This window comes from Angustibacter peucedani (assembly GCF_054779595.1).
The window spans coordinates 18,715-39,402 of the sequence record NZ_BAAGXY010000092.1; the positions used below are offsets into that span (position 1 = coordinate 18,715).

At 73.2% G+C, this 20,688-nt stretch carries 20 protein-coding genes, 1 tRNA gene and 1 pseudogene; 5 read left to right on the forward strand and 17 right to left on the reverse strand.

Annotated elements, in window-relative coordinates:
• Positions 1-134 precede the first annotated feature (134 nt).
• Positions 135-737: an ANTAR domain-containing response regulator gene (locus ACYVJ4_RS15605; RefSeq protein WP_460461060.1), complete on the reverse strand. Its 603-nt coding sequence runs from the start codon at positions 735-737 to the stop codon at positions 135-137.
• Between the two features lie 56 nt (positions 738-793).
• Here ACYVJ4_RS15605 and ACYVJ4_RS15610 point away from each other — a divergent pair.
• Both ACYVJ4_RS15610 and ACYVJ4_RS15615 read left to right on the forward strand, forming a co-directional pair.
• Positions 794-867 (forward strand) — tRNA-Leu (locus ACYVJ4_RS15610).
• 29 nt (positions 868-896) lie between these two features.
• Positions 897-1,652 (forward strand): transcriptional regulator, encoded by a 756-nt coding sequence (locus ACYVJ4_RS15615; RefSeq protein WP_460461061.1) that lies wholly within the window; start codon positions 897-899, stop codon positions 1,650-1,652.
• 19 nt (positions 1,653-1,671) lie between these two features.
• Here the strand turns inward: ACYVJ4_RS15615 and pyk are convergent, their stop codons facing one another.
• The 15 genes and pseudogenes from pyk to hisI form a co-directional block, all read right to left on the reverse strand.
• Positions 1,672-3,114 (reverse strand): pyruvate kinase, encoded by a 1,443-nt coding sequence (gene pyk, locus ACYVJ4_RS15620; protein WP_460461062.1) that lies wholly within the window; start codon positions 3,112-3,114, stop codon positions 1,672-1,674.
• Positions 3,115-3,177: 63 nt separating this feature from the next.
• Positions 3,178-3,708 carry a type 1 glutamine amidotransferase domain-containing protein gene (locus tag ACYVJ4_RS15625; protein ID WP_460461063.1) on the reverse strand — a complete coding sequence of 177 codons (531 nt, stop codon included), beginning with the start codon at positions 3,706-3,708 and terminating at the stop codon, positions 3,178-3,180.
• Positions 3,709-3,790: 82 nt separating this feature from the next.
• Positions 3,791-5,248 (reverse strand): glutamate synthase subunit beta, encoded by a 1,458-nt coding sequence (locus ACYVJ4_RS15630; protein WP_460461064.1) that lies wholly within the window; start codon positions 5,246-5,248, stop codon positions 3,791-3,793.
• Positions 5,241-9,800 carry a glutamate synthase large subunit gene (gene gltB, locus ACYVJ4_RS15635; RefSeq protein ID WP_460461065.1) on the reverse strand — a complete coding sequence of 1,520 codons (4,560 nt, stop codon included), beginning with the start codon at positions 9,798-9,800 and terminating at the stop codon, positions 5,241-5,243. The genes ACYVJ4_RS15630 and gltB overlap by 8 nt, the downstream gene beginning before the upstream one ends.
• A gap of 164 nt (positions 9,801-9,964) precedes the next feature.
• Positions 9,965-10,825: pseudogene (gene lgt, locus ACYVJ4_RS15640) on the reverse strand (prolipoprotein diacylglyceryl transferase); the annotation flags it as partial.
• Positions 10,822-11,670: a tryptophan synthase subunit alpha gene (trpA, locus tag ACYVJ4_RS15645; protein ID WP_460461066.1), complete on the reverse strand. Its 849-nt coding sequence runs from the start codon at positions 11,668-11,670 to the stop codon at positions 10,822-10,824. The gene trpA and the pseudogene lgt, both read right to left, overlap by 4 nt.
• Positions 11,667-12,932 (reverse strand): tryptophan synthase subunit beta, encoded by a 1,266-nt coding sequence (trpB, locus tag ACYVJ4_RS15650; RefSeq protein ID WP_460461067.1) that lies wholly within the window; start codon positions 12,930-12,932, stop codon positions 11,667-11,669. The genes trpA and trpB overlap by 4 nt, the downstream gene beginning before the upstream one ends.
• A gap of 20 nt (positions 12,933-12,952) precedes the next feature.
• The gene (gene trpC, locus ACYVJ4_RS15655; RefSeq protein WP_460461082.1) at positions 12,953-13,762 is read right to left on the reverse strand and encodes an indole-3-glycerol phosphate synthase TrpC; all 810 of its coding nucleotides are present in this window, start codon (positions 13,760-13,762) and stop codon (positions 12,953-12,955) included.
• 111 nt (positions 13,763-13,873) lie between these two features.
• Positions 13,874-14,410 (reverse strand): RDD family protein, encoded by a 537-nt coding sequence (locus ACYVJ4_RS15660; protein ID WP_460461068.1) that lies wholly within the window; start codon positions 14,408-14,410, stop codon positions 13,874-13,876.
• Between the two features lie 15 nt (positions 14,411-14,425).
• Complete coding sequence (locus ACYVJ4_RS15665; RefSeq protein ID WP_460461069.1) at positions 14,426-14,854, reverse strand: DUF2752 domain-containing protein; 429 nt, start codon at positions 14,852-14,854, stop codon at positions 14,426-14,428.
• Positions 14,855-14,876: 22 nt separating this feature from the next.
• Positions 14,877-15,239, reverse strand: coding sequence for a CD225/dispanin family protein (locus ACYVJ4_RS15670; RefSeq protein WP_460461070.1), 363 nt, complete (start codon positions 15,237-15,239; stop codon positions 14,877-14,879).
• Positions 15,240-15,353: 114 nt separating this feature from the next.
• Positions 15,354-15,590: an HGxxPAAW family protein gene (locus ACYVJ4_RS15675; RefSeq protein WP_460461071.1), complete on the reverse strand. Its 237-nt coding sequence runs from the start codon at positions 15,588-15,590 to the stop codon at positions 15,354-15,356.
• A gap of 52 nt (positions 15,591-15,642) precedes the next feature.
• Positions 15,643-16,224 carry a Trp biosynthesis-associated membrane protein gene (locus ACYVJ4_RS15680; protein ID WP_460461072.1) on the reverse strand — a complete coding sequence of 194 codons (582 nt, stop codon included), beginning with the start codon at positions 16,222-16,224 and terminating at the stop codon, positions 15,643-15,645.
• Positions 16,221-17,759, reverse strand: a complete 1,539-nt coding sequence (locus tag ACYVJ4_RS15685; protein WP_460461073.1) for an anthranilate synthase component I — start codon at positions 17,757-17,759, stop codon at positions 16,221-16,223. Before ACYVJ4_RS15685 ends, ACYVJ4_RS15680 begins: the two co-directional genes overlap by 4 nt.
• Positions 17,756-18,130, reverse strand: a complete 375-nt coding sequence (hisI, locus tag ACYVJ4_RS15690; protein WP_460461074.1) for a phosphoribosyl-AMP cyclohydrolase — start codon at positions 18,128-18,130, stop codon at positions 17,756-17,758. The genes ACYVJ4_RS15685 and hisI overlap by 4 nt, the downstream gene beginning before the upstream one ends.
• A 15-nt stretch (positions 18,131-18,145) precedes the next feature.
• On the opposite strand from hisI, the gene ACYVJ4_RS15695 reads away from it, so the two are divergent.
• From ACYVJ4_RS15695 to ACYVJ4_RS15705, 3 genes are all read left to right on the forward strand, one after another.
• Positions 18,146-18,679: a DinB family protein gene (locus ACYVJ4_RS15695; RefSeq protein WP_460461075.1), complete on the forward strand. Its 534-nt coding sequence runs from the start codon at positions 18,146-18,148 to the stop codon at positions 18,677-18,679.
• Between the two features lie 55 nt (positions 18,680-18,734).
• Complete coding sequence (locus tag ACYVJ4_RS15700; RefSeq protein WP_460461076.1) at positions 18,735-19,370, forward strand: DUF4232 domain-containing protein; 636 nt, start codon at positions 18,735-18,737, stop codon at positions 19,368-19,370.
• 97 nt (positions 19,371-19,467) lie between these two features.
• A complete protein-coding gene (locus ACYVJ4_RS15705) occupies positions 19,468-20,079 on the forward strand; it encodes a hypothetical protein (RefSeq protein WP_460461077.1) in 612 nt (203 codons plus the stop codon).
• 56 nt (positions 20,080-20,135) lie between these two features.
• On the opposite strand, the gene ACYVJ4_RS15710 is transcribed toward ACYVJ4_RS15705, so the two are convergent.
• The coding region (locus ACYVJ4_RS15710; RefSeq protein WP_460461078.1) for an HNH endonuclease signature motif containing protein at positions 20,136-20,688 on the reverse strand (553 nt) is incomplete at its 5' end.

Consider the following 20,688-nt stretch of genomic DNA (forward strand, 5'->3'; position numbering starts at 1 on the left):
GTGGGTTGTCCCCCGATGGGGTGGCTCGACCCTAGACCCTGGTCACCGTGGTTCCCAGCACCCTGCGACACGCCGTGACCTTCTCGTGACCTGCTGACGACCGTCAGCGGGGCGGGACGTCGTTCGCGGTCGGGCTAATCGGCCATCCCGGACACCACGGCGTCCGCGACCTCGCGCATGCTCATGCGGCGGTCCATCGACGTCTTCTGGATCCACCGGAACGCCTCGGGCTCGCTGAGCCCCAGCTTCTTCATCAGCACGCCCTTGGCGCGGTCGGTGCGCTTGCGGGTCTCGAAGCGCTCGCCGAGGTCGGCGACCTCGTGCTCGAGAGCGCGCAGCTCGGCGTAGCGCGACACCGCGATCTCGATGGCGGGCAGCAGGTCGGCCTTGGTGAACGGCTTGACCACGTAGGCCATGGCGCCGGCGTCGCGGGCGCGCTCGACCAGCTCGGTCTGCGAGAAGGCGGTCAGCATCACCGTGGCACCGAGCTTCTCGCGGCCGATCTGCTCGGCGGCCGACAGCCCGTCCATCACCGGCATCTTGACGTCGAGCACCACGAGGTCGGGTCGGTGCTCGCGCGCCAGCTGGACGGCCTGCTCGCCGTCGCCAGCCTCGCCGACGACGTCGAACCCCTCCTCGCGCAGCATCTCGACCAGGTCGAGGCGGATCAGCGCCTCGTCCTCGGCGACGACGACACGACGTCCGCTGGGCGCGGCGGGATGGGAGGTCTCGGCCATGCGCGCAGTCTACGGACGGTCGGTTACGCTGCCGTTACACGCACCAGCAGGGGCTGGCCCCGGTAGCCCAATCGGCAGAGGCGATGGCCTCAAAATCCATCCAGTGTGGGTTCGAGTCCCACTCGGGGCACTGTCAGACCTCCCCAGCATGCTTCGTGCATGCACCCGCCGGAGACCCGTTCCGCTGCCCTCACACTGCTCGCCCGCACCGGTGCTACGACGAGCGGCGTGAGCCGGCAGACGGGTATCTCCCGGTCGACACTCCGCGCCTGGCAGTCGGACGGCGGGAGGTACGCGGCGGCGACGGCACCGCGAGCTGGTTGCCCACGTCGGCATCCGCTAGACGGCGTCCCGTACGCGCACCTGCTCGGCTTGTACCTCGGGGACGGCTGCATCTCGGCTCTGCGCAAGGGTGTGTTCAGTCTGCGCATCAGCTGTGACGCGCGGTACCCCGGCGTCGTCGACGAGTGCGCGGCATCGATGGCCGCGGTCCTGGCGAACCGCGTGAGCCGCACCGCCAAGCCTGGTTGCGTCGACGTCACGAGCTATTCCAAGCACTGGCCGTGCTTGTTCCCGCAGCACGGACCAGGGCGCAAGCACCAACGGCCGATCGTGCTGGAGGCTTGGCAGAGCGAGGTCGTCCAGCGGCACCCCGGTCCTTTCCTGCGGGGGTTGTTCCACTCGGACGGGTGTCGGGTGACCAACTGGACCGTGCGGGCCGTGGGCGGCCGACGACACCGGTACGAGTACCCGCGCTACTTCTTCAGCAACCGTTCTGAGGACATCTTGCGCTTGTGCGAGTGGGCACTGGACCTGCTCGAGTTGGCGCACCGGCGCAACGGCCCGTGGTCGGTGTCGGTGGCCCGGCGCGCATCCGTCGCCGTCCTGGATGAGGTCGTGGGTCCGAAGTCGTGAGGACGCGGACGTCGACCGGCTAGCTGCGGTAGGCGGGGGCCACGCCGTCGACGGCGTCGCCGATGCGGTGCACGCGGAGCGCGTTGGTCGAGCCGGGGATGCCGGGGGGCGAGCCGGCCACGATGACGACGAGGTCACCGCGCTCGGCCCGGCCGTTGCCGAGCAGCATCTCGTCGACCTGGCGCGCCATCTCGTCGGTGTGCTTCACGAACGGCGTCAGGAACGTCTCGATGCCCCACGTGAGCGAGAGCTGCGAGCGGACGATCTGCTCGGGCGTGAAGACCAGGTGCTTGATCGACGACCGCAGCCGCGCCATGCGGCGCGCGGAGTCGCCGCCCTGGGTGAAGGTCACCAGGTACTTCACGCCCAGCTGCTGCCCGACCGTGGCGGCGGCCAGCGTGATGGCGCCGCCCTTGGTGCGCGGCGTCGTGCCGAGCGGCGCGATGCGCTCGAGCCCGTGGTCCTCGGTGTTCTCGATGATGCGGGCCATGGTGCGCACGGCCTCGATCGGGTGCTTGCCGACGCTCGTCTCCCCCGACAGCATCAGGGCGTCGGCGCCGTCCAGCACCGCGTTCGCGGCGTCGGAGGCCTCGGCGCGCGTGGGCCGCGAGTTCTCGATCATCGACTCGAGCACCTGGGTCGCGACGATGACGGGCTTGGCGTTGCGCCGGGCCAGCTCGACCGCGACCTTCTGCACCAGCGGCACCTGCTCGAGCGGCAGCTCGACGCCCAGGTCGCCGCGGGCGACCATGATGCCGTCGAACACGCGCACGATCTCGGCCAGGTTGTCGACCGCCTGCGGCTTCTCGATCTTGGCCAGGACGGGCAGCAGCACGCCCTCCTCGTCCATGATCCGCCGGACGTCGTCGGCGTCGGCCGCGCTGCGCACGAACGAGAGCGCGATGAAGTCGGCGCGCAGCTTCAGGCCCCAGCGCAGGTCGGCCTCGTCCTTGTCCGACAGCGCCGGCACGCTCACCGCGACGCCGGGCAGGTTCAGGCCCTTGTGGTTCGAGACGGTGCCGCCCTCGACGACGCGCGTGGTGACGCGCGGGCCGTCGACGGAGGTGACCTCGACGGCGACCTTGCCGTCGTCGATGAGGATGCGGTCGCCCGGACCGACGTCGCCGGGCAGGCCCGCGTACGTCGTCGAGACGAGGTCCTTGTCGCCGGGGACGTCCTCGGTGGTGATGGTGAACGTGTCGCCGTTCTCGAGCACCTGCGGACCGCTCGCGAAGTTGCCCAGCCGGATCTTCGGGCCCTGCAGGTCGACCAGGACGGCGACGCTGCGCCCCACGGCGTCGCTGGCCTCGCGCACCATCGCGTAGACCTTCTCGTGGTCGGCGTAGGAGCCGTGGCTGAGGTTGAGCCGGGCGACGTCCATGCCCGCCTCGACGAGCGCGCGGATCTGCTCCGGCGTCGAGACGGCAGGGCCCAGGGTGCAGACGATCTTCGCGCGACGCATGGCTCCGACCCTATCCCTCGGCGGGGCGCGGGGTAACCGCTTGCCCGACCTGCGGACGACGGCTCAGAGAAGGTCCGTGATCGCCCGGGTGAACGCTGGCAGGTCGTCCGGGTTGCGGCTCGTCAGCAGGCGGCCGGGACCGGTGTCGTCGACCACCAGCTCCTCGTCGACCCACTCGGCGCCGGCGTTGCGCAGGTCGGTCTGCAGGCTCGGCCACGAGGTCATCCGGCGACCCTGCAGCACCCCGGCCTCGGCCAGCGTCCACGGCGCGTGGCAGATCGCCGCGACCGGCTTGCCGGACGCCACGAAGTCGCGCACGAAGCCGACGGCGTCGTCGTCCGTCCGCAGGGCGTCGGGGTTGGCGACGCCTCCCGGCAGCACCAGCAGGTCGTAGTCGGCGACCGCGGCGTCGGCGACCGTCACGTCGACGTCGAACGTGTCGGCCTTGTCGAGGTGGTTGAACGCCTGCACCGACCCCGCCTCGGGCGACAGCAGGACCGGCTCGGCGCCCGCCTGCTCCACCGCCTTCCACGGCTCGGTGAGCTCGACCTGCTCGATGCCCTCGGCTGCCACCAGGAACGCGACCTTCGCCATGCTGCGACCTCCCTCGACCGGTTGAGGTCCCACCCTCGCCCGGGACGCCGGTGATCGCACGTCGAGCCCGGACGACGTCCCCTCAGACCACGAGCGGCCGGTCGGTCGGGCGGATCGGGGCCGGCAGGGTCGTGGTGCCGGTGAGGTAGCGGTCGACGCCCGCGGCGCAGGCCCGGCCCTCGGCGATGGCCCACACGATCAGCGACTGGCCGCGGCCGGCGTCCCCCGCGACGAACACGCCCGGCACCGTCGTGGCGAACGTGCCGTCGCGCCGGACGTTGCCGCGCTCGTCGAGCTCGACCCCGAGCTGGGCGACGACGCCGTCCGGCTCGGGACCGGTGAAGCCCATGGCCAGCAGCACCAGCTGGGCCGGGATCTCGCGCTCGGTGCCCTCGACCGGGGTGGGCCGCCCGCCGACGAGCTCGACCTCCTGCAGCCGCAGCGCCCGCACCCGCCCCTCGTCGTCCGCGAGCAGCTCGCTGGTGCCGACGGCGTAGAGGCGGTCGCCGCCCTCCTCGTGCGCGCTCGCGACCCGGAAGATCATCGGGTAGGTCGGCCACGGGTGGGCGTCGGCCCGGTCCTCGGGCGGCCGGGGCATGATCTCCAGCTGCGTCACGCTGCGCGGCTGCTGCCGCAGCGAGGTGCCCAGGCAGTCGGCGCCGGTGTCGCCGCCGCCGATGATGACGACGTCCAGGCCCTCCGCGCTGACCAGGCCCTCGGCCTCCTCGCCGAGCGCGGCCCGGTTCGCCGGCGGCAGGTACTCCATCGCCTGCATCACACCGGCGAGCTCGCGGCCCGGCACGGGGAGGTCGCGCGGCACCGTCGACCCGGTGGCCAGCACCACGGCGTCGTAGCGGTCGCGCAGCTGCTGCCCCGTGATCTGGTCGCCCACCGCGACGCCGGGCCGGAAGCGCGTGCCCTCGGCCTCCATCTGGGCGAGCCGGCGGTCGAGCACCGACTTCTCCATCTTGAACTCGGGGATGCCGTACCGCAGCAGGCCGCCGATCTTGTCGGCGCGCTCGTACACGGCGACCGTGTGGCCGGCCCGGGTCAGCTGCTGCGCCACCGCCAGACCGGCCGGTCCGCTGCCGACCACGGCGACGGTCTTGCCGGTCAGCCGCTCCGGCGGCTGCGGCTGCACTCCCCCGGCCTCGAAGGCGCGGTCGATGATCGAGACCTCGATCTGCTTGATCGTCACCGGCTGCTGGTTGATGCCGAGGACGCACGCCGACTCGCACGGCGCCGGGCACAGCCGACCGGTGAACTCGGGGAAGTTGTTGGTGGCGTGCAGCCGCTCGATCGCCTCCTGCCAGTCCTCCCGCCAGGTCAGGTCGTTCCACTCGGGGATCAGGTTCCCGAGCGGGCAGCCCTGGTGGCAGAACGGGATGCCGCAGTCCATGCACCGACCGGCCTGGCGCTGCAGCTGCCCGGCCTCCTGCTGCTCGTACACCTCGCGCCAGTCCATGAGGCGCAGCGCGACGGGCCGGCGCGCGGGCAGCTCGCGCTCCCGGGTGGTGAGGAATCCGCGCGGGTCAGCCATGGGACGCCTCCGTGATCCGGGTCCAGACCTCGTTGCTGTCGGGGTCGAGCCCCTCGTCCTTCGCGCTCTCGCGCACCTCGACCACGATGCGGTAGTCGCGCGGGAGCACCTTGGTGAAGCGCTCGCGCGCCGCAGACCAGTTGTCCAGCAACGACTTCGCCACCGGCGACTCGGTCTCGTCGTGGTGCCGCGACACGAGCTGCCGCAGCGACTCGGAGTCGTCGTCGGTGAGGTCGCCCAGCTCGACCTCGCCCGCCGCCAGCGCTCCGGGGTTGACCCGGTCGCGGGACAGGTCGAGCACGTACGCCGTGCCGCCGGACATGCCGGCCGCGACGTTGCGGCCGGTGCTGCCCAGGACCACGACGGTGCCGCCGGTCATGTACTCCAGCGCGTGGTCGCCCACGCCCTCGACGACTGCGGTGGCACCGGAGTTGCGCACGCAGAAGCGTTCGCCCGCAAGGCCTCTGACGAAGATCTCGCCTCCGGTCGCGCCGTAGGCGACGACGTTGCCCGCCACGACGTTGAGCTCGGCCGTGAGCACCGAGTCGCGGTCGGGCCGGACGACGATCCGACCACCGCTGAGCCCCTTGCCCAGGTAGTCGTTGGTGTCGCCGAACAGTCGCAGCGTGATGCCGCGCGGGACGAACGCCCCCAGCGACTGGCCGGCCGACCCGGTCAGCGTGACGTCGATGGTGTCGTCGGCGAGACCCTGCGGGTAGCGCTTGGTCACCTCGTGGCCGAGCATCGTGCCGACGGTGCGGTTGACGTTGCGCACCGGCAGCGTGATCCGCACCGGCTCCTGGCGCTCGAGCGCGTCGCTGCTCATCGAGACCAGCGTGTGGTCGAGCGCCTTCTCCAGCCCGTGGTCCTGGGCGGTCGTGCGCCGGCGGGACGCGCCCTCCGGCAGGTCGACCGCCGCCAGCACCGGCGCCAGGTCGAGGCCGGCGGCCTTCCAGTGCTGGACGGCGCGGCGGACGTCGAGCAGGTCGACCCGGCCCACCGCCTCGTCCAGGCTGCGCAGGCCGAGCTGCGCCAGCAGCGCCCGCACCTCCTCGGCGACGTACTCGAAGAAGGTCTCGACGAACTCCGGCTTGCCGCTGAACCGCTCGCGCAGCTCGGGGTTCTGGGTGGCGATGCCGACGGGACAGGTGTCGAGGTGGCAGACGCGCATCATGATGCAGCCGCTCACGATGAGCGGCGCCGTCGCGAAGCCGAACTCCTCACCGCCCAGCAGCGCGGCGATGACCACGTCGCGACCGGTCTTGAGCTGGCCGTCGACCTGCACGACGATCCGGTCGCGCAGACCGTTGAGCAGCAACGTCTGCTGGGCCTCGGCCAGGCCGAGCTCCCACGGCGCGCCGGCGTGCTTCAGCGACGTCAGCGGCGAGGCCCCGGTGCCGCCGTCGTAGCCCGAGATGAGCACGACGTCGGCGTGCGCCTTGCTGACGCCGGCCGCGACGGTGCCCACGCCGACCTCGGACACGAGCTTGACGTGCACGCGCGCCGAGGGGTTGGCGTTCTTCAGGTCGTGGATCAGCTGGGCGAGGTCCTCGATCGAGTAGATGTCGTGGTGCGGCGGGGGTGAGATCAGCCCGACGCCGGGCGTCGAGTGCCGCGTGCGAGCCACCCACGGGTAGACCTTGTGCGCCGGGAGCTGTCCGCCCTCCCCCGGCTTCGCGCCCTGCGCCATCTTGATCTGGATGTCGTCGGAGTGCGTGAGGTACAGGCTCGTCACGCCGAACCGGCCGGACGCCACCTGCTTGACCGCGCTGCGCCGCACCGGGTCGAGCAGCCGGTCGTCCTCCTCGCCGCCCTCGCCGGTGTTGGAGCGACCGCCCAGCCGATTCATCGCGACGGCCAGCGTCTCGTGCGCCTCCTGGCTGATCGAGCCGTAGCTCATGGCGCCGGTCGAGAACCGCTTGACGATCTCGGACACCGGCTCGACCTCGTCGACCGGGATCGCTCGCGACTCCTCGTCGCCGCGCAGCTGCAGCAGCCCGCGCAGCGTCATCAACCGCTCGGACTGCTCGTCGACCCGGCTCGTGTACTGCTGGAAGACGTCGAAGCGCCGGGCCCGCGTGGCGTGCTGCAGCCGGAACACCGTCTCGGGGTCGAACAGGTGCGGCTCGCCCTCGCGCCGCCACTGGTACTCGCCGCCGACCTCGAGCCGGCGGTGCGGGGCGCGGACGCCGTCGGCCGGGTACGCGCCCGCGTGCCGGCGCGCGGTCTCCTCGGCGACGACGTCCAGGCCGATCCCGCCGAGCTGGGACGTCGTGCCCGTGAAGAACTCCTCCACGAGCTCCTGCGACAGGCCGATCGCCTCGAACACCTGCGCGCCGCGGTAGGAGGCGACGGTCGAGATGCCCATCTTGCTCATGACCTTCAGCACGCCCTTGCCGAGCGCCTTGATGAGGTGGCGCACCGCTGCATCGGCCCGCACGTCGCCGAGCAGTCCGCGCCGCGCCAGGTCCTCGGCCGACTCCATGGCCAGGTAGGGGTTGACCGCGGCGGCACCGAAGCCGACCAGCAGCGCCACGTGGTGCACCTCGCGGACGTCGCCCGCCTCGACCAGCAGGCCCACCTGGGTGCGGGTCTTGGCGCGGATCAGGTGGTGGTGCACGGCCGAGGTGAGCAGCAGCGACGGGATCGGCGCCAGGTCGCGGCCGGAGTCGCGGTCGGACAGCACGACGAAGCGCGCGCCCTCCTCGATCGCCTGCGAGACCTCGTCGAAGATCTCGTGCAGCCGCGCCCGCAGCGCGTCGCCTCCGCCCGTGACGTCGTACAGACCGCGGACGACGGTGGTGGCGTACCCGGGCAGGTCGCCGTCCGCGTTGATGTGGACGATCTTGGCCAGCTCGTCGTTGTCGATCACCGGGAACGGGAGCACGACCTGGCGGCAGTGCGCCGGCGAGGCCGACAGCGCGTTGCCTTCTGGCCCGATCGCGGTGCCGAGCGAGGTGACGAGCTCCTCGCGGATCGCGTCGAGCGGCGGGTTGGTGACCTGCGCGAACAGCTGGGTGAAGTAGTCGAAGAGCAGCCGCGGCCGTTGCGAGAGCACGGCAACGGGGGTGTCGGTGCCCATCGAGCCGATCGGCTCGGCGCCCGAGCGGGCCATGGGCGTCACCAGGACGCGCAGCTCCTCCTCGGTGTAGCCGAAGGTGCGCTGACGGCGCGCGACCGAGGCCGGCGTGTGGACGACGTGCTCGCGCTCGGGCAGGTCCTTGAGGTGGATCAGGCCGGCGTGCAGCCACTCGCCGTACGGGTGCTCCGCCGCCAGCTCGGCCTTGATCTCGTCGTCGCCGACCAGCCGGCCGCGCTCGGTGTCGACCAGGAACATCCGGCCCGGCTGCAGCCGGCCCTTCTGCACGACGCTCGCCGGGTCGAGGTCGAGCACGCCGACCTCGGAGGCCAGGACGACGAGCCCGTCCTCGGTGACCCAGTACCGCCCGGGGCGCAAGCCGTTGCGGTCGAGGACCGCGCCGATCAGGGTGCCGTCGGTGAAGGTGACGCAGGCCGGTCCGTCCCAGGGCTCCATGAAGGTCGAGTGGAACTCGTAGAACGCCCGCCGCGCGGCGTCCATCTCGGTGTGGTTCTCCCACGCCTCGGGGATCATCATCAGCACCGCGTGCGGCAGCGAGCGCCCGGCGAGGTGCAGCAGCTCGAGCACCTCGTCGAAGGACGCCGAGTCGCTGGCCTGCGGGCTGCAGATCGGGAACAGGCGCGAGATGTCGCCGGGGATCAGGTCGCTCGCGATCTGGCTCTCGCGCGCGGCCATCCAGTTGCGGTTGCCCTGCACGGTGTTGATCTCGCCGTTGTGGGCGATCATCCGGAACGGGTGGGCCAACGGCCACGACGGGAAGGTGTTCGTGGAGAACCGCGAGTGCACCAGCGCCAGCTCGGTCGCGAAGCGGCGGTCGGACAGGTCGGGGAAGAACGGCTCGAGCTGGCCGGTCGTGAGCATGCCCTTGTAGACGAGGGTGCGCGACGACAGCGACGGGAAGTAGACGTCGAGCTCGTGCTCGGCGCGCTTGCGCAGCGCGTAGACCAGCCGCTCGAGGCCGAGACCGACCAGCCGGCTGCCGCGGGCGGCGACGAACAGCTGCCGGAACACCGGCATGCACTCGCGCGCCACCTCGCCCACGAGGTCGGCGGTCACCGGGACGTCGCGCCAGCCGAGGACCGACAGGCCCTCGTCGGCCGCGAGCTGCTCCAGCCGCTCGACGACGGCCGTGCGGGCGGCGTCCTCGCGGGGCAGGAAGGCGGTGCCGACGGCGTACGCGCCGGCAGCCGGCAGGTCGAAGTCGACGCTGCCGCGCAGGAACTCGTCGGGCACCTGGGTCAGGATCCCGGCGCCGTCGCCGACGGTCGGGTCGGCGCCGGTGGCGCCGCGGTGGTCGAGGTTGCGCAGCGCCGTCAGGGCGTGCTCGACGATGTCGTGCCCGGCGTGGCCGCGCATGGTCGCGACGAAGGCCACGCCGCACGCGTCGTGCTCGTGCCGACCGTCGTACAGGCCCGTCGGGGCCGGGCGCGCGCTGAAACTGGCAAGGCTCACGAGCTCACCGTCCTGGTCACTCGGGCGGGCCCGGACTGCTGGCCCGTCAGGTGTGCGATGCGTCCGCCGGGATCACCGGCGGCCACCCTGCGTGGACGGCGTTGGCCCGCAGGGACGAGGGAACTGTAGCGGAGGTTTCGGGCAGGTTACACGTCTTGCGTCTCGGGAACGTCGTCCACATGGTGAGATCGCCTGCGGGCAGCCCGGGTGCCCAGGAGGAACACCACCAGCCCGCCGAGGAAGACCAGGACGCTGGTCCACTCGTTGAGCCGGTGGCCGAGCACCAGGTTGGCGGAGTCCGAGCGCAGCGTCTCGATGTAGAGCCGGCCGGCGGTGTAGAGCATCACGTAGAGCGCGAACGAGCGGCCGTGGTCGAGCCGGTGGCGGCGGTCGAGCAGCACCACGACCGCCGCGACCAGCAGGCACCACAGCGCCTCGTACAAGAACGTCGGGTGGTAGAGGCCGGGCAGCAGCACCGGCTGCCCGGAGGCGTCGCGCACCGCCTGGCCGGCGGCGGTGTCCCACGCGTGCACCTGCAGGCCCCACGGCAGGTCCGTGCGGCCGCCGTAGATCTCGTTGTTGAAGTAGTTGCCGACCCGTCCGGCGGCCTGGGCGACCGCGACACCTGGCGCGGCGGCGTCCGCGAAGGTGAGGAACGACACGTCCATGCGGCGGCAGGCGACGTAGGCGCCCAGCGCCCCGCCGGCGACGGCGCCCCAGATGCCGAGGCCACCGTTCCAGATCTTGAGCGCGTCGAGCGGGTGGCCGCCCTCGCCGAAGTACGGCTGCCACGTGGTGGCCACGTGGTAGACCCGAGCGCCCACGATGCCGAAGGGCACCGCCCAGGCCGAGATGTCGAGCACCGCTCCGTCACGGCCGCTGCGCGCGGCCCAGCGCCTGGTGGCGATCGCCACGGCGAGCACGATGCCGACCAGGATGCACAGCGCGTACGCGCGCACCGGGAGGGGCCCGAGGTGCCAGACGCCCTGCGCGGGGCTGGGGATCAGCGCCGGGAACGCCCTCACGCGCGCACCTGCCGCGCGGACGCCCCCGACGACGCGGACGCCCCCGACGACGCGGAGCGGACGCCGTCGGCCAGCTCGGCGGTCAGCCGCTCGAGGTCGGCCAGCCCGGTCTCGACGTCCGGTGCGTCGACCAGGCAGCGCACGAGCGCCGAACCCACGATGACGCCGTCGGCGAACTGCGCCACCTCGGCCGCCTGCGCGCCGGTCGAGACGCCGAGCCCGACGCAGACCGGCAGGTCGGAGATCTCGCGCACGCGCTCGACCAGCCGCCGCGCCCCCTCCCCGACCGCGTCGCGCGCGCCGGTGACGCCCATGACCGCTGCGGCGTAGACGAACCCGCGGCAGGCGTCGAGCGTCGAGCGCAGCCGGGCGTCGGTCGAGCTGGGCGCGACGAGGAACACGCGGTCGAGGTCGGTGCGCTCGGCGGCCGCCAACCACTCGGCGGCTTCGTCCGGGATCAGGTCGGGCGTGATCAGCCCGGCTCCCCCGGCGGCCACCAGCTCGTCGGCGAACCGGTCGACGCCGTGGTGGTCGACGAGGTTCCAGTACGTCATGACCAGCGCCTCGGCCCCCGCGTCGACGACCGCGCGCACCGCCGTGAACGTGTCGCGCGTGCGCGTGCCGCCGCGCAGCGCCGCGTCGACGGCGTGCTGGATCACCGGGCCGTCCATCAACGGGTCCGAGTACGGCACGCCGACCTCGACGACGTCCGCACCGGCCCGCACCATGACCTGCATGGCCCGCACCGACGTCTCGACGTCGGGGTAGCCGACCGGGAGGTAGGCGACCAGCGCGGCCCGGCCCTCGGCGCGGGCCGCGGCCAGCCGGGCGGAAACCCCGCTCACCAGCCGCTCCCCTCGGCGTCCGCGACCGGCTCGGCCGCCTTCAGCTCCTCGGCGCGCACCAGGTCCTCGCCGTCGACGAGCCCGAACCAGCGCGCGGCGGTGTCGACGTCCTTGTCGCCGCGGCCGGACAGGTTCACGAGCAGCACGGCGTCCGGGCCCAGCTCGCGGCCCAGCCGCAGCGCGCCGGCCAGGGCGTGCGAGCTCTCGATCGCGGGGATGATGCCCTCGGTGCGGCACAGCAGCCGGAAGGCCTCCATGGCGTCGGCGTCGTCGACCGGCTCGTAGGTGGCGCGGCCGCTGTCGTGCAGCCACGCGTGCTCGGGGCCGACGCCCGGGTAGTCCAGGCCCGCCGAGATGCTGTGGCTCTCGACCGTCTGCCCGTCGTCGTCCTGCAGCACGTACGAGCGGGCACCGTGCAGCACGCCGGGCGAGCCGCCGGTGATGCTCGCCGCGTGCCGTCCGCTCGCCACGCCGTCGCCGCCCGCCTCGAGACCGACCAGCCGGACGCCGACGTCGTCGACGAAGGACTGGAAGATGCCGATGGCGTTGGAGCCGCCGCCGACGCAGGCCAGCACCGCGTCGGGCAGGCGGCCGACCAGCTCGAGCACCTGGGCGCGCGCCTCGTCGCCGATCACCCGGTGGAACTCGCGCACCATGGTCGGGAACGGGTGCGGGCCGGCCACGGTGCCGATGAGGTAGTGCGTGTGCTCGACGTTGGTCACCCAGTCGCGCATCGCCTCGTTCATCGCGTCCTTAAGGGTGCGCGAGCCGGTGGCGACCGGGACGACCGTGGCCCCGAGCAGGCGCATGCGGGCGACGTTGAGCGCCTGGCGGCGGGTGTCCTCCTCGCCCATGTAGACCGTGCACTCCAGGCCCATCAGAGCGGCCGCGGTCGCCGACGCCACCCCGTGCTGGCCGGCACCGGTCTCGGCGATGATCCGGGTCTTGCCCATGCGCTGGGTGAGCAGCGCCTGGCCGAGCACGTTGTTGATCTTGTGCGACCCGGTGTGGTTGAGGTCCTCGCGCTTGAGCAGCACGCGCGCGCCGCCGGCGTGCTCGGCGAAGCGCGGCGCCTCCGTCAGCAGGCTGGGGCGCCCGGAGTACGTGCGGTGCAACGTGTCGAGCTCGCGGACGAAGCCGGGGTCGACGAGCGCGGCGTGGAACGCGGCGTCCAGCTCGTCGAGCGCCGCCACCAGCGCCTCGGGCACGTAGCGGCCGCCGTACGGCCCGAACCGGCCGGTGTCGTGCTGCTGCGCCGTCATGCCCCGATCATCGCAGGTGGTCAGCGGCTGGGACGCAGCGCCGGGTGGGCGCCGGCGGCCACCAGGTCGGCCACCGCGGTGCGCGGCGAGCCGCCCGTCACCAGGCTCTCGCCGACCAGCACCGCGTCGGCGCCGTGCCGCGCGTACTCGAGCACGTCGTGCGGCCCGCGGACGCCGGACTCCGCGACGCGCACGACGCCGTCCGGGATGCGCGGGGCCAGGCGGGCGAAGGTCGCGCGGTCGACCTCGAGGGTGCGCAGGTCGCGGGCGTTGACGCCGATGACCCGGGCGCCGGCGTCGACCGCGCGGTCGAGCTCGGCCTCGTCGTGCACCTCGACCAGGACCGTCATGCCGAGCGAGGTCGCGCGCTCGTGCAGCGACACCAGGGCCGGCTGGTCGAGCGCGGCGACGATCAGCAGGACGACGTCCGCCCCGTGGGCGCGCGACTCCCAGAGCTGGTAGCTCGAGACGACGAAGTCCTTGCGCAGCACCGCCGTGTCGACCGCCAGCCGGACGACGTCCAGGTCGTCGAGGCTGCCCCCGAACCGGCGCTGCTCGGTCAGGACGCTGATGACGGACGCGCCGCCCGCGGCGTAGTCGGTGGCCAGACCGGCCGGGTCGCCGATCGCGGCGAGCGCGCCCTTGCTGGGGCTCGACCGCTTGACCTCGGCGATGACCTTGACGCCGCTGCCGGTGCTGAGCGCGGCGTGCGCGTCGCGGGCGGGAGCCACGCGCTCGACCCGCTCGCGCAGGGCGTCGAGGGGGACCCGGGCCTCGCGGACGGCGAGGTCCTCGCGCACGCCGACGATGATGTCGTCCAGGACGCTCAGCTCGCTCACCCCCGTCGGTCGCCTCGGCCCGGTCCCGTCGTCCCGATGGTAGGACGCCGTCGGCGCCCGCCTCGCACGGGGCCGACCGCGGACGTCGTCAGCCGGACGTCGTCACGCCTTGACGACGCGGACCGAGGCGGCGCGGTCGTGCCACCCGCGCTCGCGGCCGGTGCTGTCCCACATCGGCGACAGGCAGACGAGCAGGAACGGCACGAAGCACAGCAGGTAGCTGCCGCCCAGGACGAGGAACCGCAGGAAGGACGCGGCCGCTGACGGGCGGGCGCCCGTGGCGTCGTCGACCACCTCGATGCCGAGGGCCATCATCCCGAGGGTCTGGCCGCGCAGGTGCACGAGCAGCACCTCGTAGACGCCCCACACGAGCACCTGCAGCGCGGTCGAGCTCGTCTGGCGGCCGAACGAGAAGCCGGCGCTGCTGCTCGACGCGTGCAGCACCGCGTCGAACGCCCCGGTGGGCACGGAGACCACGAAGCTGATCACCACGCCGACCAGGCCGTCGACCAGCCGGGCCGCGAAGCGCGCGCCGAAGCCAGCCGGCACACCTGGCGTGGCGTCAGAGGGAGGCGGGCCGTACGCCGGCGTGTCCTGCGGGCCGGACGGGGTGTCCTGCGGGTCGGTGGGCGAGGTCATGCGGATCCCCCCGGATCAGGGTGCGAGGAAGGCGAAGCCCGGCAGGTTGCGCAGCACCCAGAACGCCAGCACGACGCCGAGGAACGCGTAGATCACCCACGCCGGCGCGAGCCGGCGCGGGGCGCCGGAGAGCGAGCGGCGCAGCCAGCCGGCCCACAGCACGACGAGCGCGAGCGAGCAGGCGACCGTCAGCGGGTTGCGGGCCAGGGCGGTGGCGACGTCGCCGTGCGCGAGCGCGTGCATTGCGCGCAACGAGCCGCAGCCCGGGCAGTACGCGCCGGTGAGCAGCAGGAACGGGCAGGTCGGGTAGTGACCCGCGGTTCCCGGGTCGACGGCACCGACGTAGGCCGTGACGGCGGCCGCGGCCGCCGCGGCACCCACCGGGCCGAGCGCGCCGCGCCACCCCGTGCGGGGTGGTGCGGCGCGCTCGGTGGCGGTGCTCATGTCGCGGTCAGCTGCCCCGAGGTCAGCTGGACGACGAGGACGAGCCGAGCGTCAGGACGCCGCCGACCAGCAGGACGACGTACAGGACGATGAAGATCACGCCGACGATGGCCGACCACATGGCGAACTTCTTGGCCTTGGCCGAGCTGTCCTGCGCGCCCGCGACGTCGCCGGCGGCCCACTTGCCGTTGACCTGGGCCGCGAAGACGATCGAGGCCACGCCGAGCGGCAGGCAGCAGAAGATGGTGGTGAGGATGGCCCACACCAGGTAGTTCGGCGGCGGCGTGCCACCGCCGACCGGCTGGCCGTAGCCGGGAGCGGGCGGCGGAGCGCTGCCGTACTGCGGCTGGCCCGGCTGGTCCTCAGGACCCGGGAACTGCGTCATGGATGATCCCCTAGTGTCGGCGCGCGCCCGGTTGACGCACGATCCGGCGCGAGCGTAGCGGGATCGGCGGCACGCACGCCGCCGTACACGCAGGGACCGCCGTGACCTCCCGCGTCAGCGGATGCCGTGCGGCTCGCGCTCGTCGGCCGGGGTCACGCTGCCGTAGCCCGCGAGCGAGAGCACCTTGCCGGCGACGAGGCCCGCCACGCCGACGACGCCGCCGATCACGGCGACGAGCACGGAGGTCAGGACGACGGCGAGGCAGAGCAGCAGCGCCGAGACCATCAGCAGTCCCACGCAGGTCCAGGCCGCCACCGTGTTGCCGTGGCTGGAGTGGCCGTGCTCGCTCATGTCCGTGCCTTCCTGGGTGCGCCGGGGGTGCGGCCCCATCATGGCAGGTCGCTCAGCGGGTCGGGTCGTCGCCGCGGGTCAGCGCGTCCCACGGGTCGGCCGCCGCCGGCGCGGCCTCGGCCGCCTCCACGGAGCCGGCGACCGGCGCCTCGAAGCGGGTGCGCGGCGCGGCCCACACCCGGGCCCGCAGCACCGCCAGGCAGCCGGCGAGGACGACGCACACCGCACCCGCGAGGGCCAGCCACGGCCAGGCGGTGACGTCGAGCTGCGCGTCGCGGGTGCCGACCGTGCCGAGGGCGCGCCCGACGAGGTCGGCCACCCCGCCGGACGGCGAGCGGACCGTGCTGACCGTGGCCGCGGCTCCGGCGGCGCCGGCCAGCACGAGCAGGGCGCCGGCCACGCGGCGTCCGAGCGTGCGCGCGAGCAGCAGCGCGACCCCGCCGGCGAGCGCGACGAGGGCGACGGCCGGGACGACGGGCGCGGCCTGCCGCCCGGACGCCGTCACCGTGGTGCGGCCGAGCACCGGGTCGTCGACGAGCGCGTGCACCCACGGGCGCGAGGCCGACAGCAGGCCGAGCACGGCGCCCAGCAGTGCCAGCAGGGCGGCGCCGCCGGGGCCGGCGAGCCGCCTCACGTGACCTGCCGCAGCCCGCTGGCCGCGGCCACGGCGCGCAGGACGGCCATCGACTTGTTCACCGACTCCTGGTGCTCGGCGACCGGGTCGGAGTCGGCGACGACTCCCCCGCCGGCCTGCACATAGGCGGTGCCGTCGCGGATGACGGCGGTGCGGATCGCGATGGCCATGTCGAGGTCGCCGGCGAAGTCGAGGTAGCCGACCGTGCCGCCGTACAGGCCGCGGCGGGTGGTCTCCATCTCGTCGATGAGCTCCATCGCCCGCACCTTGGGGGCCCCGCTGAGCGTGCCGGCGGGGAAGGTCGCGACGAGGGCGTCGTACGCCGTCCGGTCGTCGCGCAGCCGGCCCACGACGGTCGAGACGAGATGCATGACGTGGCTGTACCGCTCGACCTGCATGAAGTCGAGCACCTCGACGGTGCCGGCGTCGCACACGCGGGCCAGGTCGTTGCGGGCGAGGTCGACCAGCATCAGGTGCTCGGCCCGCTCCTTGGCGTCGGCGAGCAGCGACTCGGCGTGGGCGACGTCCTGCTCGGGGGTCGCGCCGCGCGGCCGGGTGCCGGCGATGGGGTGCGTCATGACCTGCCGGCCGTCGACCTTGACGAGCGCCTCGGGGCTCGAGCCCACGACGTCGTAGGCCTGGCCGTCGACCGTGGGCAGCCGCAGCAGGTACATGTACGGGCTGGGGTTGGACGCGCGCAGCACCCGGTAGACCTCGAGGGCGTCGGCCGGGCAGTCGATCTCGTAGCGCTGCGAGGGGACGACCTGGAACACGTCGCCGGCGCGCACGGCTTCCTTGGCGCGCTCGACCATGGCGGCGTACTCGCTCTCGAAGAGCTGGGTGCGGACCTTGGGGTCCTCGTCGCCCGGCACGCCGACCGTGCTGGCGGCGGGGGCTGCGAGCAGCGCCACCATGCGGTCGAGCCGCTCGACGGCGTCGGCCCAGGCCTCGTCGACCCGGTCGTCGGTGTCGTCGCGGTTCACGGCGTTGGCCACCAGCAGCAGCGAGCCGTCCGCGTGGTCGAGCACCGCGAGGTCGGTCGCCAGCATCATCGTCAGCTCGGGCAGACCCAGGTCGTCGACGCAGTCGTCGGGCAGCCGCTCCCAGCGCCGCACGACGTCGTACGTCATGGCCCCCACCAGGCCGCCGGTGAGCGGCGGCAGGCCGTCGAGCGCGGGCGTGCGCAGCGCGGCGACGGTGTCGCGCAGGGCGACCGTGGGGTCACCGGACGTCGGGACCCCCACCGGCGGCTGGCCGATCCAGTACGCCTCGCCCTCGACCTCGGTCAGCGTCGCCGAGGCGCGGGCGCCGACGATCGAGTAGCGCGACCAGACGCCGCCGTGCTCGGCCGACTCCAGCAGGAAGGTGCCCGGCTCGTCGCGGGCCAGCTTGCGGTAGACGCCCAGCGGCGTCTCGGCGTCCGCGAGCAGCCGCCGGACGACGGGGATCACCCGCCGGTCGCGCGCCAGCTCGCGGAAGGTGTCGCGGTCGGGCCAGGTGCGCCCGAAGGCGAGATCGGGGACGGCCTCGCTCACGCGACCGCCCCGCTGACGTCGAGGTCGCGGCCCTCGAAGCAGCTGCGCGTGCCGGTGTGGCAGGCCGGGCCGACCTGGTCGACGCTCACGAGCAGCGCGTCGCCGTCGCAGTCGAGGGCCACGCCGTGGACGTGCTGCTCGTGGCCGCTGGTGTCGCCCTTGCGCCAGTACTCCTGGCGGCTGCGGCTCCAGAACGTGACCCGGCCGCTGGTGAGTGTGCGGTGCAGCGCCTCGTCGTCCATCCAGCCGACCATGAGGACCTCGAGGGTGTCGTGCTGCTGCACGACCGCGCACACCAGGCCGTCGCGGTCGCGCTTGAGCCGCGCCGCGAGGTCGGCGGCCAACGGGGACGTCGCGCTGGGGTCGGGCACGGCACCATTGTGCCCATGCCGATCGCACCGGACACCAAGGACTGGACCTGGGTGCTCGAGCGCCCGTGCCCCGAGTGCCGCTTCGACGCGCCGGCGATCTCGCGCGACGACGTCCCGGACCTGCTGCGCCGCAACGCGTCCGCCTGGATCGAGGTGTTGCGCCGCCCGGACGTCGACGAGCGGCCGGACCCCTCCACGTGGTCGCCGCTGGAGTACGCCTGCCACGTGCGCGACGTCCACGAGGTGTTCGGCGGCCGGTACGAGCAGCTGCTCGGCGAGGACGACCCGCAGTTCGCCAACTGGGACCAGGACGAGGCCGCCGCGCGAGGTGACTACCCGGGACAGGCGCCGCCCGACGTCGCGGCGGCGATCGTGGCCGGCGCCGAGGCGGTGGCCGCCCGGCTGACCGGGCTGGACGACGCCACCTGGGCCCGGCCCGGACGGCGCTCGAACGGCTCGGTCTTCACCGTGGACTCCCTGGCGCGCTACCACCCTGCACGACGTCGAGCACCACCGCTGGGACGTGCGCGGCTGAGCCAGGCTTGGTAGGACGGTGAGGACGGCCCGCGCGGGTCGTCGCGACCGACGACTCGGGGGAACCGTCATGACGCACCGCCGCACCTGCCTGCTCGCCGCGACCACGCTGCTGGCCCTGACCGCCTGCGGCGGGTCGGGGTCGGACGACTCCGCGAGCAGCAGCACCACGACCAGCACCAGCACCGGCACCGGCACCGGCACCGGCACCAGCAGCACGGCGCCGACCGCATCTGCGACCAGCACCACCTCCTCCGCCCCGACCGGCTCGACCCCGGCGGCCAGCCCCGTCGTGGAGCGCTGCCACACCTCGCAGGTCAGCGCCCGCGTCGTGCCGGGCTCGCCCGGCGCCGGGCAGCGGCACGCGACGCTCGAGCTGCGCAACACCTCCGAGCAGACCTGCACCCTGCACGGGTACGGCGGCATGCAGCTGGTGTCGTCGTCCGACCAGCAGCTCGCGACGGACGTCGAGCGGGTGCCGTCGCCGGTGCGCACCGTGACGCTGCGGCCAGGCGGGGCGGCCCGGTCGCAGCTGCAGTGGGGCGCGGTGCCGGGCGAGGGTGACGCGCCGTCCGGAGACTGCCAGCCCGAGGCGCACCGGCTCTGGGTCACCCCGCCCGACGAGCGCGACCACGCCGTGACGTCGTGGACGCTCGGCCCGGTGTGCGAGCAGGGCCGCATCGAGCAGCGCCCCTGGACCGCCTAGCACCGCAGCCGCGCGAGGAAGCGTCGGACGAGGTCGTCGAGCGCAACCCGACGCGAGACGTCTGTGCACAGAACGCCACCGGTGCCACAGTTCCTGCATGACCAGTCGGATGTTGTTGCGTGCAGCCGTCGCGACGGCCGCTGGCTTCTTGCTGGCGACTGGTTCCGCCACCGCGGCTCGAGCGGATGCCTTCCGGCACCGGGACCTCACCGGCGATGGGGTCTTCATCACCGAAGACACGTCGGGCGCCACCTCCCGTGCGGTCGATCCCACCCGCCGACGCGCTGACATCGAGCATTTCACGGTCCTGCACGAACGATGGGTGGTGAGCGCCGCCACCACCGTCCGCTCGATGAGCGGCCCGGAGAGCGATTGGATCGCCACCATCGTGACGTCCAAGGGCGATCGCCTGCGGGTCGTCTACCGAGTCAGCGACAGGATGCGCGTGCCGTGCGAGACGTTCCTGGAGGTGCGGCTCAACGGCCGTCGCACCACGTGCCGAGGGCTCCACGCGACGCGCACACCGTCGGGGATCATCGCCAAGGTCCCGACCCGCTGTCTTGGCACTCCTTGGAAGGTGCGAGTCGGGGTCTCGGCGACAGGGATCTACCAGACCTACGATCCGAAGACCTACAGCGAGGACGAGGCACTCCGCTCGGCAGCCGTCGACCTCGACGAGCCGCGGTTGAGTCCGTGGATCGCCCGTTGAGACGTCACCACCGGACCTCGGCCGTCGCCAGGGCAGGTGTCGACTGATCCGCCCGGTCAGGGGCTCGATCTGCGCAGCCGCGCGAGGAACCGTCGGACGAGGTCGTCGACCGCTGCGCTGGTGCTGCCGTCCTCGGTCGTCCGGTCCGGTGGATCGGTGGACCAGACGATCTGTCCGTCGACGAGGTGGGCGGTCATGCCGGTGGTGTGGACGTGGCGGTGGTGGCGCCCGCACACCAACGTCCCGGTGGACACCGACGTCTTTCCGCCTCGCGAGAAAGGTGTCGTGTGGTGGACGTCGCACCACGCGGGCGGCGCGGTGCAGCCGGGGAAGGTGCAGTGCTTGTCCCTCACGGCGATCGCGAGCCGCTGCTTGGCGGGGAAGGGGTACTGGGTGCGGCCGACGTCGAGGGGATTGCCGACCTGGTCGAACAGCACCGGGACCATCTCTGCGCTGCAGCTGATCTCCGCCAGGGCTGCCGCTGAGAGCGGCTGGCCGTCGGGCAGCTCGGCCGGCAGCAGGCCCGGCTGCACCTCGCCGTTCAGCGCCGCTGCGAACGTGGCGGCGTCGACCGTGACGATCACGCGGTAGGCCGAACCGTGCGAGGAC